Source organism: uncultured Sphingomonas sp. (assembly GCF_913778135.1).
GTDB lineage: Bacteria > Pseudomonadota > Alphaproteobacteria > Sphingomonadales > Sphingomonadaceae > Sphingomonas.
The window spans coordinates 1-12,527 of sequence record NZ_CAJYVU010000001.1 but is presented as its reverse complement, the minus strand read 5'-3'; the positions used below and the strand labels follow the sequence as shown (position 1 = coordinate 12,527).

Below are 12,527 nucleotides of genomic sequence, written 5' to 3'. Positions count from 1 at the left end.
CTGCGACGCGACGTGCTGCCCGATCTCGAACGATTGCTGCGTGCGGCGGCGGTCGATCCGGCGGTCGGCGGGCGAGTTCTGGCGTTGTCATGCCACCGCACGCTGACGCGGCAAGGCGGAGTGTTTTGTCGCGAGCCTGCGACCGAGGCTGACACGCGCGCGGTGTCGGTCGCGCCGCCGGGGCATAGCGAGCATGCGACCGGCTACGCGCTCGACTTCGCGTTCCGCCCGCGTGTGAACGACTGCCCTGATGCGGAGGCGTGCATCGCCGCGACGCCTGCGTTCCGCTGGTTGCGCGCCAACGCGCCGCGTTACGGCTTCGAGATGTCGTTCCCGGTCAGCAATGCGCAGGGCGTGAAGTGGGAGCCGTGGCATTGGCGCTGGGTCGGAACCAGTGTGGCCGAGCCGGGAGCCGCCCGTGCACGGCTGCTGTTCGCGACCGCGCGACGGCGTTTCCCCGCCTCGCCTAGTGTCGACACGGCGATCGAGGTCGCGAACGTGCCGGCGCCACCGATCTACCTAGCGCTGCCCGCGTTCACCGATTCACGGGCCAAACGGCGGCGCCGTCGCTGATCAAAGGATAACCGCCGGGCACGTTACACCGCGTAAGGAACAACGGATCGACATACCGATTGAAAGGTGAAAAGGTAACCCAAGCTGACACAGGAGGCATGGATGCGTAAGGTTCTGCTCGCGGCCGCTCTTTCGACGCTCGGATGTGGTCCAGCAATGGCACAGGCTATCGCTTCGCCACCGGAGTACTTTCCGAACAGAACCACGATGCCGCCGCAGGTCGCCTTCAACTTGTACAAGCTGAGCATGCTCAAACTACGCGATGAGGCTCGCGCGCTTCAACAGGTAGACGGCGGCACGCTGTCGGCCGAACATGACGCCTACATCCAGCGCAAGATCGATCGCACGACGATCACCTTCCATCGGCGGGTCGGCGGGTTGCCGTTCTGAGAAGAAAGATCAAGCAGATCGCCGGGTGATTTTCCATCGGTGCGATCGCTTGATAGCTTAGGAGGAGCAGACCGTGCCGCTCCTCCCGCGCTGACGTTTTACTTAAGCTTGGCGGCTAGCTCGGCGATACGCTTGCCCTGATATCGCGCACCATCGAGCTCCTTGGCATGCGGCTGGCGGCTGCCGTCGCCATCGGCGATCGTCGAGGCGCCGTAGGGTGTGCCGCCCAGCACTTCGTCGAGGCCCATCTGACCCTTGAAGCCGTAATCCAGCCCGACGATCGTCATGCCGTGATGGAGCAGGTTGGTCAGGATCGAGAACAGCGTCGTCTCCTGACCCCCGTGCTGGCTGGCGGTTGAGGTGAACGCGCCACCGACCTTGCCGACCAATGCGCCCTTCATCCACAACCCGCCTGTCATGTCCCAGAATGCGGCCATTTGGCTCGGCATCCGGCCATATCGCGTCGGTGCGCCGACGATGATCGCGTCGTAATTTGCGAGCGCGTCGGGCCCTTCGATTTCGGGATGTGCGGTGTCGGTCTTGAACCCGGCCGCCTCGACGACCTGCGCGGGCGCGGTCTCGGCGACGCGGCGGATGTCGACCTCGGCGCCGCCGGCGCGCGCACCCTCGGCGACCGCGTCGGCCATCTGCTCGATATGGCCGTAGGAGGAGTAATAGAGAACGAGGACCTTGGTCATGGCGTCTTCCTTGCTGAAGGTTAGTGAATACGTCGCGGCGACAATGCCGCGGCAGCCGTTCGGTTCAGTCGATCAGAGCGAATCAACCAGCACGAGTTCGGCGTCTTCAAGCGCGGTGATCGTCACCGTCTGCCCGCCGCCTAGCGCAATCCCGTCGCGCGCTTCGTAGCGTTCGCCGTCGATCTCGATCGCGCCCGTGGCGGGAACGAGGTAGGCGTGTCGGTCCGCCCCGACCTGGTGGGTGACCTGCTCTCCCGCCTTTACGGTCGCCGCCAGCACGCGCGCTTCCGCGCGGATCGGCAGCGCGTCACCGTCGTTCGCGAACCCGCTGGCGAGCGTCACGAACTTTCCCGAGCGATCGTCCTTGGGGAATGGCTTCGCACCCCAAGATGGACTGCCGCCGGTACGTGTCGGTTCGATCCAGATCTGGAACAGCGTCGTCGGCTCAGATTCGAGGTTGTACTCGGCGTGGCGCACGCCCGAGCCCGCGCTCATCACCTGCACGTCGCCCGCTGTGGTGCGGCCTGTGTTGCCGAGCGAATCCTTGTGCGTGATCGCGCCCGAACGGACGTAGGTGATGATCTCCATGTCGCGGTGCGGATGCGGCGGGAAGCCGGTGTTCGGCGCGATCGTGTCATCGTTCCAGACGCGGATCGCGCCCCAGCTCATGCGGTTCGGGTCGTAATAGTTGGCGAAGGAGAAATGGTGCCGCGCGTCGAGCCACCCGTGATCGGCGTGGCCGAGCGAGGCAAAGGGGCGGCGTTCGATGCGGGTCGCGACTGCGGTATCGGTCATGTTAGCCTTCGTTGTTGCAGCAGAGATAGCCCTGCCGCCGACGCGCGAAAACGGAAACGATTGAAACGGATCGTTTCAGACGGTACTGAGGCTCATGCGCTTACCCGATCTGGAAGCCTGGGCGATTTTCGCCGCGGTGGCGGAGCATCGCTCGTTCAGCAGCGCGGCCGACGCGATCGGGCTGAGCAAGGCCACCGTGTCGAAGGCGGTCTCGCGGCTGGAGGCGCAGCTGGGTCAATCGCTGTTTCACCGCACCTCACGGCGACTCGCGCTGACCGAGGCGGGGCGACCGCTTGCCGAGCGCGCGGCGCGGATGGTGGCGGAGGCGCGCGGGGCGGAGGAACTGGCGCACGACGCGGCAGCAGCGCCGGTCGGGCGCGTGCGACTGGCGGCGCCGGCGTCGTTCGGCATCCGCAACGTCGCCCCGCTCGTCGCCGAGTTCCTAGCGGCAAATCCCGGGATCGAGATCGAACTGCATCTGTCCGATGCGCGCGTCGATATCGTTGCGGAAGGGTTCGACGTCGCGCTGAGGATTGCCGACCTGCCCGATTCGTCGCTGCGTGCGCGGCGGCTGTGCACGGTCGCGGCGCATCTCGTCGCGGCGCCGTCCTATCTGGCGGCGCACGGTACGCCGACGCACCCGGCGCAGCTCGGCGAGCATCGCCTGCTCGGCTACACCAACATCACCGGGCCGTGGCGCTTTCGCGGACCGGGCGGCGCGGACGTGTCGGTCAAGGCCGAGGGGCCGCTGTCGGCGAACTCCGGGGATGCACTGGTGCCGGCGCTGGTCGCCGGGCTCGGCATCGCGCGGCTGCCGACCTTTATCCTGGGCGACGCGCTGACGAGCGGGAAGGTGGTGCCTATTTTGCCCGAATGGACGCCGCCTGGCGTCGCGCTCCACCTGCTCACCCCGCCGAGCGCGCTTCGGCCGGCGCGGGTCGAGGCGCTGATCGCGTTCCTGGCGGAGCGGCTGCGCGACTAGCCTTGGGTACGCTGTGCGGCGTGGGCGGCGACGGCACGGAACAGCAGATCCAGGTCCTCGCGCGACACGTCGAACGTCTCGCCCAAGTCCTCCAACGCGCGGTCGATGTCCTCGGGGTGCGGCACGCCGAGTGCGGGCGTGACATGCCCGGCGGCGGGAACGGACCGATGCGGGTAGCTGTGGCCGGACAGGCGGTGGAACAGCACGCCTGCCGCCGCCAGCACGACTGCGTTCGCCGCAACGGGCACGAAGGCGAACGTCCAGCCTTGTGCTTGCACTGCGCTGCCGCCCAACACTGCGAGCAGCGAGGCTGCGCCACCCGGCGGGTGAAGCGAGCGGGTGAGCGACATCACCGCGATCGCGCCGCCGACCGCGCACCCGGCGGCAAGCGCAGGCTCGGACACGACGCGCGCGACTGCGATGCCGACCAGGGCGGACAGCAGGTTGCCGCCGATCACCGGCCACGGCTGCGCCAGCGGGCTCGCCGGGACCGCGAACACCAGCACGGCCGACGCACCCATTGGCGCGACCAATAGCAGCGAGAGGCTGTGCGGCAGTAATGCGGTGCAGATCGCCGCGGTGAGTGCAATCCCGGCCAGTGCACCGGCGGCGGCGATCATCCGGTCGTGTAGGGTCGCGCCGGCGAGGATGGGTTTGAACGAGGCCATGTGTCGCGCGCTATGCAATGCCGCGCCCCTGCACAATCCGCGCCCACGCCGAAACCGCGCACGGCGGAACGGCGTTGGCGCGCTCAAAGGAGAGTGCGTGATGGCCGATGCATCCGACGATCAGCAGAAGATCTACGAAGAGTTCAACGACGCGGTGAACATGACCCCGGCCGAGCTGGAAAAGTTCCTCGACACCGACGAGAGCAAGCGTGTCGGCTGGAAAGGCGAGGACGGGCAGGGTTCGGGCGAGAGCGTCGGGCACAAAGCGGGCAAGCGCATCGTAGAGATCAAGCGTAAGAAGAAGGCCGACCTTACCGGCGACGATTACAAACACATGAAGAAGGTCACCGGCTACGTCCACCGCCATCTGGCGCAGGGTGGCCCGACGAAAGACAAGGAGGATTCCGACTGGCGCTACTCGCTGATGAACTGGGGGCACGACCCCGAGAAGGGCTGACGCGCGCCGCGGGATGGTTGATAACGCGTCCGTCACGATGACGGAGCCGCGCATGTCTCGACCAATCCACCGCTTGCTCGCGCTCGCGCCGTTGTTCGCCACGGTGGCTGCGGCGCCCGCCGAGCGCATGCCCGATTACGGCGCCCGGCTGGAACGGTTCGCGTATCCGTTTCCGGTCAGCATGTTTCCGCTGACCGTGCTCGGCGAGCCAGCCGAGATGGCATATATGGATCTGGTGCCGCCGCGTCCGAACGGTCGCGCGATCGTGCTGCTGCACGGCAAGAATTTCTGCGGCGCGACGTGGGAGACGACCGCTCGCGCGCTGGTGGATGCGGGGTACCGCGTGATCATCCCGGACCAGCTCGGCTTCTGCAAATCTTCGAAGCCGCGCGCGGCGCAGTACAGTTTCGAAGGACTGGCCACAAACACCGACAGGCTGCTGAAATCGCTGGGGATCACGCATGCGACGGTTGTGGGACATTCGATGGGCGGCATGATCGCGATGCGCTACGCGATCATGTTCCCGGCCGCGGTCGATCGGCTGGTGCTGGTCAATCCGCTTGGCCTGCGTGACCGGTCGGAGGACGGATTGCCGTACACGGACGTCGACACCCTCTGGGCGGGTGAGCGGCGCACGACCCCGGCGTCGATCAAGGCGTACCAGCTCGAGAACTATTATCACGGGCAGTGGCGCCCGGCGTACGATCGCTGGGTCGCGATGCAGGCGGGTATGTACGCCGGGACTGGGCGCGATCAGGTCGCGCTCGCGCAAGCGAAAACTGCTGAGATGATCAAGACACAGCCGGTCGCGCACGAACTCTACCGCATCAAGGCACCGACCACGCTGATGATCGGCACGCTCGACAAGACCGCGTTTGGTCGCGCGCAGATGCCGGCGTCGCTCCGCAGCTTCCTGCAGGCGATCCCGCAGATCGCGCCCGAGGCGGCGCGCAAGATCCCGCGCGCCCGCTTGTTGAAGCTCGACGGCCTCGGCCACTCGCCGCAGGTCGAGGACCCGTCGCGATTCAATCGCGCATTGCTGGGCGTATTGAGCGAAGCGGCGAATAGGTGAGGGCTGGGATTGTGTAAGCTTGGATAAGTTGGCGGTGGCCCGGCTGATCGTCGTTCGCCGCGCACGGGCGCGCAGTACGGGCCGACGCGAACCAGCAGCTCAGCGCGACCGTCAAACCCGTCAGCGGCGACCAGGGTACGGCGACGAGCGCGAGCAAGCCCGCCGCGCGCAGCAGCTCGTCGGCGGTGCGGCGTCGCTCGCAGGCCCAGGCGACGGAGGCAGCCATCGTGCCGACGAGCAGCGCCAGCCACGGTCCGGTGATCTCGGCCGGGTAGCCGGCCAGCGTGTGGGGGTCGATCCAGCAGACTCCCGCTGCCGACCAGGCCATTATGCCAACAACCGCGCACCAAGTTGCACCGACACGATACGCGCGAGCCAGCGCCAGCGGCGCGAGCACCCAGGCCAGCGGGGACAGCGCGCCGCCAACAGTAAGTAGCAGCGCGGCGACGCTGGCGTATCGGCGGTCACGCCCGCGACGCGCGGATAGTGTCATTGGAATAAGCGAGTAAGAATGCACGTCGACTGCGATGCCATGCCGCTGGTTGTCGCAGCGTTAAGGGCGAGCCTGCGGTGCTGGCATTGACGCTGCCATCGCTCGTGCGTATAGACGCCGACGTCCGACAGGAGGCGACTCCGCGCCGGGCAAGCTTGAACATTGCTGGATGCTTGAAGGACCGCGAGGGCCGTTATCGGCTGCTCCCAGGTCCTTTTCGTATTCCAAGTGCTGTTATGGCTCCAGCAAAGTAACCTATGGAAAGGTGAAGGCTTCAATGCCGACGATCAACCAGCTGGTCCGCAAGGGCCGCGACCCGCAGAAGGCCAAGTCGAAGGTCCCTGCGATGGAGCAGAACCCGCAGAAGCGCGGCGTTTGCACCCGTGTTTACACCACGACCCCGAAGAAGCCGAACTCGGCGCTGCGCAAGGTGGCCAAGGTCCGCCTGACCAACCAGCGCGAAGTCATCAGCTACATTCCGGGTGAAGGCCACAACCTGCAGGAGCACTCGGTGGTGCTGATCCGCGGCGGGCGTGTGCGCGATCTTCCCGGTGTGCGTTACCACGTGCTGCGCGGCGTGCTCGACACGCAGGGCGTCAAGGACCGCCGTCAGTCGCGGTCGAAGTACGGTGCGAAGCGGCCGAAGTAACTCGGCCCCACCGTTTCTTTTACAGCTGATTGAAAGGTCTTCCCCATGGCGCGTCGTCGTCGTCCAGAAAAGCGTGAAATCCTCCCCGATCCCAAGTTCGGTGACATCACGCTATCCAAGTTCATGAATTCGGTGATGCTTGACGGCAAGAAGTCCGTCGCAGAAGGCATCGTTTATGGTGCGATGGAAACCGTCGAGACCCGCGCGAAGCGCGAGCCGATCGGCGTGTTCCACGACGCGCTGAACAACATCAAGCCGGGCATTGAGGTTCGTTCGCGCCGCGTCGGCGGTGCGACCTACCAGGTGCCGGTCGAGGTGCGTCCCGAGCGCGCTCAGGCGCTGGCGATCCGCTGGCTGATCGCTGCCGCACGTGCGCGTAGCGAGAACACGATGGCCGCACGCCTGTCGGGTGAGCTGCTCGACGCGTCGAACAACCGTGGCAACGCGGTCAAGAAGCGCGAAGACACGCACCGCATGGCGGAAGCGAACCGCGCCTTCAGCCACTACCGCTGGTAAGCGCTGGCGCAGGCAATCGTCGGCGCCGGTAAGTGGTTGCGAACGCTGGCCGACCGGTTGGCGTTTGCGGTAATTTAGACTATATGGGTCAAGCGGGTTCGCCCGCACTCCCGACCGCTGTTCCCTCCATGGCGGAGGTGTAGGGCCGAGCTTGGACAAGCTCGGCCCGAACGGCTAGGGGGCGACCTCGCAAACGTTGGCATCGCCGGGCTGATCCGGCACAGGAGTGAAGCATCATGGCCCGCAGCCATCCGCTCGAACTTTATCGTAACATCGGCATCATGGCGCACATCGATGCCGGGAAGACGACGACGACCGAGCGTATCCTTTATTACACTGGCAAGTCCTACAAGATCGGCGAAGTGCACGAAGGCACCGCGACGATGGACTGGATGGAGCAGGAGCAGGAGCGCGGCATCACGATCACGTCGGCCGCGACGACGTGCAAGTGGCGCGCCGAAGAGGGTAAGGGCCCCGAGCACCTGATCAACATCATCGACACGCCGGGCCACGTCGACTTCACGATCGAGGTCGAGCGTTCGCTGCGCGTCCTCGACGGCGCGGTCGCGTGCTTCGACGGCGTCGCCGGCGTTGAGCCGCAGTCGGAGACCGTGTGGCGTCAGGCTGACAAGTACGGCGTTCCGCGCATGTGCTTCGTCAACAAGCTCGACCGTACCGGTGCGGACTTCTACTTCTGCGTGCAGTCGATCATCGATCGCCTGGGTGCGAAGCCCGCGGTACTGTACCTGCCGATCGGCATCGAGGGTCAGTTCAAGGGTCTGGTCGACCTGGTTGAGAACCGCGCGATCATCTGGCTCGAAGAGTCGCTGGGCGCGAAGTTCGAGTATCAGGACATTCCCGCCGACCTCGCCGACAAGGCCGCGAAGTATCGCAGCGACCTGATCGAACTCGCGGTCGAGCAGGACGATGGCGCGATGGAGGCGTATCTGGAGGGCAACGAGCCCGACACCGCCACGCTCAAGAAGCTGATCCGCAAGGGTACGCTTAACATGTCGTTCGTGCCGGTCGTCTGCGGCTCGGCGTTCAAGAACAAGGGCGTGCAGCCGCTGCTCGACGCGGTGGTCGACTATCTGCCGAGCCCGCTCGACGTGCCGGCGATCAAGGGCGTCAAGCTCGACGGTGAAACGCCGGACGAGCGTCCGTCCTCGGACGAGGCGCCGTTCTCGGCACTCGCGTTCAAGATCATGAACGATCCGTTCGTCGGCTCACTCACCTTCGCCCGCATCTACTCGGGCGTCCTCACCAAGGGTGGTTACCTGAACTCGGTGAAGGACAAGAAGGAGAAGATCGGCCGTATGCTCCTGATGCACGCGAACTCGCGTGAGGACATCGACGAGGCACGTGCGGGCGACATCGTCGCGATCGCGGGTCTCAAGGAGACGACGACGGGCGACACGTTGTGCGATCCGGCGCACCCGATCATCCTCGAGCGGATGGAATTTCCCGAGCCCGTGATCGAGCTGTCGGTGGAGCCGAAGACCAAGGCCGACCAGGAGAAGATGGGCATTGCGCTCAATCGCCTCGCCGCCGAGGATCCCTCGTTCCGCGTGTCGACCGATCACGAATCGGGTCAGACCATCATCAAGGGGATGGGCGAGCTCCACCTTGAGATCCTGGTCGACCGCATGAAGCGTGAGTTCAAGGTCGAGGCCAACGTCGGTGCGCCGCAGGTGGCATATCGCGAGTATCTGAAGAAGCCGGTCGACATCGACTACACGCACAAGAAGCAGTCGGGTGGTACCGGCCAGTTCGGACGCGTGAAGGTCAAGCTGACGCCGGGCGAGCGTGGCCAGGGGATCGTCTTCAAGGACGAGATCAAGGGCGGCAACATCCCGCGCGAGTACATCCCCGCGATCGAGAAGGGTTTCCGCGAAACCGCGGCGACCGGTTCGCTGGTTGGCTTCCCGATCATCGACTTCGACATCACGCTGTACGACGGCGCGTACCACGACGTCGACTCGTCGGCGCTGGCGTTCGAAATCACCGCGCGCGGTGCAATGCGTGAGGCGGCGCAGAAGGCCGGCATCACGCTGCTCGAGCCGGTGATGCGTGTCGAGGTCGTGACGCCCGAGGATTACCTCGGCGACGTGATCGGCGACATGAACAGCCGTCGTGGCCAGATCCAGGGCACCGACACGCGCGGCAACGCGCAGACGGTCGAGGCGATGGTCCCGCTGGCGAACATGTTCGGCTACGTGAACGCGCTACGCTCGTTCACGCAGGGCCGCGCCAGCTACTCGATGCAGTTCTCGCACTATGACGAAGTGCCGCAGAACGTCGCCGACGAGGTGAAGGCCAAGCTCGCCTAAGGTGCACGGGAGCAGGGCAACCTGCTCCCGAGACACTGCAGGCCGGGCGACCTCGGGCCCGCCCGAGGATCAACGATGCGGAATTCACTTCCGCGTCGCCCCGCGACTGGGACCATCCCGGCCAAGGGGTTTGCGCAACACGAATTCAGCCGCTATGGGGCCGCCTTCACCGCGGGTCCTGCGTGCGGCTCCAGTGACATCCAAGAAGGTAGGGAAACAATGGCTAAGGCTAAGTTTGAGCGGACCAAGCCGCACCTGAACATCGGCACCATCGGTCACGTCGACCACGGCAAGACCTCGCTGACGGCGGCGATCACGAAAGTGCTGGCGGAGAACGTTGCGGGTAACGCAGCGGTTGACTTCGCGAACATCGACAAGGCTCCGGAAGAGCGCGAGCGCGGCATCACGATCTCGACCGCGCACGTCGAGTACGAGACGGCGAACCGCCACTACGCGCACGTCGACTGCCCGGGTCACGCTGACTACGTGAAGAACATGATCACCGGTGCCGCCCAGATGGACGGCGCGATCCTGGTCGTGTCGGCGACTGACGGCCCGATGCCGCAGACCCGCGAGCACATCCTGCTCGCGCGCCAGGTCGGCGTGCCGGCGATGGTCGTGTTCATGAACAAGGTCGACTTGGTCGACGACGAGGAAATCCTCGAGCTCGTCGAGCTGGAAATTCGCGAGCTGCTGAGCTCGTACGAGTTCCCGGGCGACGACATTCCGATCATCAAGGGTTCGGCGACCTGCGCGCTGTCGGGTTCGGACCAGAAGCTCGGCACCGATGCGGTGATGGAGCTGATGAAGAACGTCGACGAGTACATCCCGCAGCCCGAGCGTCCGCTCGACAAGCCGTTCATGATGCCGATCGAGGACGTGTTCTCGATCTCGGGTCGCGGCACCGTCGTGACCGGCCGCGTCGAGACCGGCGTGGTGAAGGTCGGCGAGGAAGTCGAGATTGTCGGTATTCACCCGACCGTCCGCAAGACGACCGTCACGGGCGTCGAGATGTTCCGCAAGCTGCTTGATCAGGGCCAGGCCGGCGACAACGTCGGTGCGCTGATCCGCGGCGTGGCGCGTGACGAGGTGGAGCGCGGCCAGGTGCTGTGCAAGCCGGGCTCGATCAAGCCGCACACCGACTTCGCGTCGGAAGTGTACGTGCTGTCGAAGGACGAGGGTGGCCGGCACACGCCGTTCTTCGCCAACTATCGTCCGCAGTTCTACTTCCGCACGACCGACGTGACCGGCACTGTCGAGCTGCCCGAGGGCACCGAGATGGTGATGCCGGGCGACAACGTCGCGCTGGGCATCAAGCTGATCGCGCCGATCGCGATGGACGTCGGCCAGCGCTTCACCATCCGCGAGGGCGGTCGTACCGTCGGCGCAGGGGTTGTCAGCTCGATCGACAAGTAATATAGGCGCCAGCCTTACGGAGGCTGGTGGTTCTACCACCGGCCACCAGCAAGCGGCCCGCACCGGCAACGGTGCGGGCCGTTCGCTTTTAAGTAGGGACACCCTCACGCCGCGGCTTCGTCCGACGTGATCGTGTTCAGTAGCAAGCGTATCAAACCAGCAAGAGCCGCTTGCCGCGGCCCGCTCTTTCGCATCGGTAGGGAACATGGACACCAACATCCGCATCCGCCTGAAGGCATTCGATCACCGCGTGCTCGACCAGGCGACCGGCGACATCGCCGACACTGCGCGCCGCACCGGTGCGCTGATCCGTGGCCCGATCCCGCTTCCGACCCGCATCGAGAAGTTCACCGTCAACCGCGGCCCGCACATCGACAAGAAGAGCCGCGAGCAGTTCGAGGTGCGCACCTACAAGCGTATGCTCGACATCGTGCAGCCGACCCCGCAGACCGTCGATGCGCTCATGAAGCTCGACCTCGCGGCCGGTGTTGACGTCGAGATCAAGCTGGCCTAATGCGCCGGCTCCCGCGGTTGACGCCAGCTTGGTGAGTCCCGCGGGTTTGTCGTTTTCGTCTTGCACGATCGCGACCGTGACAACCCCGCTCTGGCTGGGTTCGCCACAACGTTGAGATACCGCCGGCGGCAACGCCTCCGGGACAGCGTCTCCCGTCACGTTCCTGCAAAGGAGCGACCAGCCCGGGACGGGGGCACGCTTCGCTTATCCGGGCTGACCCGTCGTCCTCGAGAGAGGGCGGCACAAGCACCTTCGGGATGGGCCCGCGGGTGCCTCTGTCTAGGAGCACAAGATCATGCGCACTGGCGTGATCGCGAAGAAAATGGGCATGACGCGCCTGTTCCAGGATGATGGCCGGCACGTGCCCGTCACCGTCCTGCAACTCGAAGGCTTGCAGGTCATCGCCCGTCGCGAGATGGATCGTGACGGCTATACCGCCGTCCAGCTTGGCGCAGGCAGTGCCAAGGCAAAGAACGTCGCCAAGCCGCAGCGCGGCCACTTCGGCAAGGCCGAGGTCGAGCCGAAGGCGGTCGTTGCCGAGTTCCGCGTGACCGAGGACAACCTCCTCGACGTCGGCGCCGAGCTATCGGCCGATCACTATGTCGCCGGCCAGTACGTCGACATCCAGGGTCGTACGCAGGGTAAGGGTTTCGCCGGCGCGATGAAGCGCTGGAACTTCGGCGGTCTGCGCGCCACGCACGGCGTGTCGGTCAGCCACCGCTCGCACGGTTCGACGGGTAACCGTCAGGATCCGGGTCGCGTCTTCAAGAACAAGAAGATGGCCGGCCACATGGGCGACAAGAACCGCACGCAGCAGAACCTCGAGATCGTCGGCACCGACGTCGAGCGCGGCCTGATCTTCGTCAAGGGCTCGGTGCCCGGCTCGAAGGGTGGCTGGCTGTTCGTCAAGGACGCGGTCAAGCTGCCGCGCCACGAGACCGCACCGTTCCCGGCCAGCCTGAAGCAGGCTGCCA

At 65.6% G+C, this 12,527-nt stretch carries 15 protein-coding genes; 11 read left to right on the top strand and 4 right to left on the bottom strand.

The window, feature by feature from the left end:
• Together QZ847_RS00075 and QZ847_RS00070 are read left to right on the top strand one after the other, a co-directional pair.
• A partial coding sequence (locus QZ847_RS00075) for a M15 family metallopeptidase (protein WP_294351916.1) occupies positions 1-573 on the top strand: 573 nt, incomplete at its 5' end.
• A gap of 207 nt (positions 574-780) precedes the next feature.
• Complete coding sequence (locus QZ847_RS00070) at positions 781-963, top strand: hypothetical protein (protein ID WP_294351915.1); 183 nt, start codon at positions 781-783, stop codon at positions 961-963.
• A gap of 98 nt (positions 964-1,061) precedes the next feature.
• Here the strand turns inward: QZ847_RS00070 and wrbA are convergent, their stop codons facing one another.
• Both wrbA and QZ847_RS00060 read right to left on the bottom strand, forming a co-directional pair.
• Complete coding sequence (gene wrbA, locus QZ847_RS00065) at positions 1,062-1,661, bottom strand: NAD(P)H:quinone oxidoreductase (RefSeq protein ID WP_294189635.1); 600 nt, start codon at positions 1,659-1,661, stop codon at positions 1,062-1,064.
• A 72-nt stretch (positions 1,662-1,733) separates the two neighbouring features.
• Positions 1,734-2,456 (bottom strand): pirin family protein, encoded by a 723-nt coding sequence (locus QZ847_RS00060; RefSeq protein ID WP_294351913.1) that lies wholly within the window; start codon positions 2,454-2,456, stop codon positions 1,734-1,736.
• 94 nt (positions 2,457-2,550) lie between these two features.
• Between QZ847_RS00060 and QZ847_RS00055 the strand changes: the two genes are divergently transcribed.
• Entirely contained in the window at positions 2,551-3,438 is an 888-nt protein-coding gene (locus tag QZ847_RS00055; protein WP_294351911.1) for a LysR family transcriptional regulator, read from the top strand.
• On the opposite strand, the gene QZ847_RS00050 is transcribed toward QZ847_RS00055, so the two are convergent.
• Positions 3,435-4,106 carry an HPP family protein gene (locus QZ847_RS00050; protein WP_294351908.1) on the bottom strand — a complete coding sequence of 224 codons (672 nt, stop codon included), beginning with the start codon at positions 4,104-4,106 and terminating at the stop codon, positions 3,435-3,437. The two genes, QZ847_RS00055 and QZ847_RS00050, sit on opposite strands and share 4 nt — an antisense overlap.
• Before the next feature lie 100 nt (positions 4,107-4,206).
• Between QZ847_RS00050 and QZ847_RS00045 the strand changes: the two genes are divergently transcribed.
• Both QZ847_RS00045 and QZ847_RS00040 read left to right on the top strand, forming a co-directional pair.
• Positions 4,207-4,563: a DUF3140 domain-containing protein gene (locus QZ847_RS00045; protein ID WP_294351905.1), complete on the top strand. Its 357-nt coding sequence runs from the start codon at positions 4,207-4,209 to the stop codon at positions 4,561-4,563.
• Positions 4,564-4,615: 52 nt separating this feature from the next.
• On the top strand, positions 4,616-5,635 hold the full coding sequence (locus QZ847_RS00040; protein ID WP_294351901.1) for an alpha/beta hydrolase: 1,020 nt from the start codon (positions 4,616-4,618) through the stop codon (positions 5,633-5,635).
• Here the strand turns inward: QZ847_RS00040 and QZ847_RS00035 are convergent.
• Entirely contained in the window at positions 5,589-6,128 is a 540-nt protein-coding gene (locus QZ847_RS00035; protein WP_294351898.1) for a hypothetical protein, read from the bottom strand. The genes QZ847_RS00040 and QZ847_RS00035 overlap by 47 nt on opposite strands.
• 277 nt (positions 6,129-6,405) lie before the next feature.
• Here QZ847_RS00035 and rpsL point away from each other — a divergent pair, with 277 nt between their 5' ends.
• From rpsL to rplC, 6 genes are all read left to right on the top strand, one after another.
• The gene (gene rpsL, locus QZ847_RS00030; RefSeq protein WP_019516007.1) at positions 6,406-6,777 is read left to right on the top strand and encodes a 30S ribosomal protein S12; all 372 of its coding nucleotides are present in this window, start codon (positions 6,406-6,408) and stop codon (positions 6,775-6,777) included.
• A gap of 45 nt (positions 6,778-6,822) precedes the next feature.
• Positions 6,823-7,293 (top strand): 30S ribosomal protein S7, encoded by a 471-nt coding sequence (gene rpsG / locus QZ847_RS00025; protein WP_019516008.1) that lies wholly within the window; start codon positions 6,823-6,825, stop codon positions 7,291-7,293.
• 236 nt (positions 7,294-7,529) lie between these two features.
• Positions 7,530-9,623, top strand: a complete 2,094-nt coding sequence (fusA, locus tag QZ847_RS00020; RefSeq protein ID WP_294351892.1) for an elongation factor G — start codon at positions 7,530-7,532, stop codon at positions 9,621-9,623.
• 219 nt (positions 9,624-9,842) lie between these two features.
• Positions 9,843-11,039: an elongation factor Tu gene (tuf, locus tag QZ847_RS00015; RefSeq protein ID WP_093005707.1), complete on the top strand. Its 1,197-nt coding sequence runs from the start codon at positions 9,843-9,845 to the stop codon at positions 11,037-11,039.
• A gap of 205 nt (positions 11,040-11,244) precedes the next feature.
• Positions 11,245-11,553 carry a 30S ribosomal protein S10 gene (gene rpsJ / locus QZ847_RS00010; protein ID WP_055983317.1) on the top strand — a complete coding sequence of 103 codons (309 nt, stop codon included), beginning with the start codon at positions 11,245-11,247 and terminating at the stop codon, positions 11,551-11,553.
• 295 nt (positions 11,554-11,848) lie between these two features.
• The coding region (gene rplC / locus QZ847_RS00005) for a 50S ribosomal protein L3 (RefSeq protein WP_294351890.1) at positions 11,849-12,527 on the top strand (679 nt) is incomplete at its 3' end.

Coding starts and splice junctions, on each gene's coding strand:
- fusA (WP_294351892.1), top strand. CDS start 7,530: ATGGCCCGCAGCCATCCGCTCGAACTTTATCGTAACATCGGCATCATG.
- rpsL (WP_019516007.1), top strand. CDS start 6,406: ATGCCGACGATCAACCAGCTGGTCCGCAAGGGCCGCGACCCGCAGAAG.
- wrbA (WP_294189635.1), bottom strand. CDS start 1,661: ATGACCAAGGTCCTCGTTCTCTATTACTCCTCCTACGGCCATATCGAG.
- rpsG (WP_019516008.1), top strand. CDS start 6,823: ATGGCGCGTCGTCGTCGTCCAGAAAAGCGTGAAATCCTCCCCGATCCC.
- QZ847_RS00055 (WP_294351911.1), top strand. CDS start 2,551: ATGCGCTTACCCGATCTGGAAGCCTGGGCGATTTTCGCCGCGGTGGCG.
- QZ847_RS00045 (WP_294351905.1), top strand. CDS start 4,207: ATGGCCGATGCATCCGACGATCAGCAGAAGATCTACGAAGAGTTCAAC.
- tuf (WP_093005707.1), top strand. CDS start 9,843: ATGGCTAAGGCTAAGTTTGAGCGGACCAAGCCGCACCTGAACATCGGC.
- QZ847_RS00070 (WP_294351915.1), top strand. CDS start 781: ATGCCGCCGCAGGTCGCCTTCAACTTGTACAAGCTGAGCATGCTCAAA.
- QZ847_RS00035 (WP_294351898.1), bottom strand. CDS start 6,128: ATGACACTATCCGCGCGTCGCGGGCGTGACCGCCGATACGCCAGCGTC.
- rpsJ (WP_055983317.1), top strand. CDS start 11,245: ATGGACACCAACATCCGCATCCGCCTGAAGGCATTCGATCACCGCGTG.
- QZ847_RS00050 (WP_294351908.1), bottom strand. CDS start 4,106: ATGGCCTCGTTCAAACCCATCCTCGCCGGCGCGACCCTACACGACCGG.
- QZ847_RS00040 (WP_294351901.1), top strand. CDS start 4,616: ATGTCTCGACCAATCCACCGCTTGCTCGCGCTCGCGCCGTTGTTCGCC.
- QZ847_RS00060 (WP_294351913.1), bottom strand. CDS start 2,456: ATGACCGATACCGCAGTCGCGACCCGCATCGAACGCCGCCCCTTTGCC.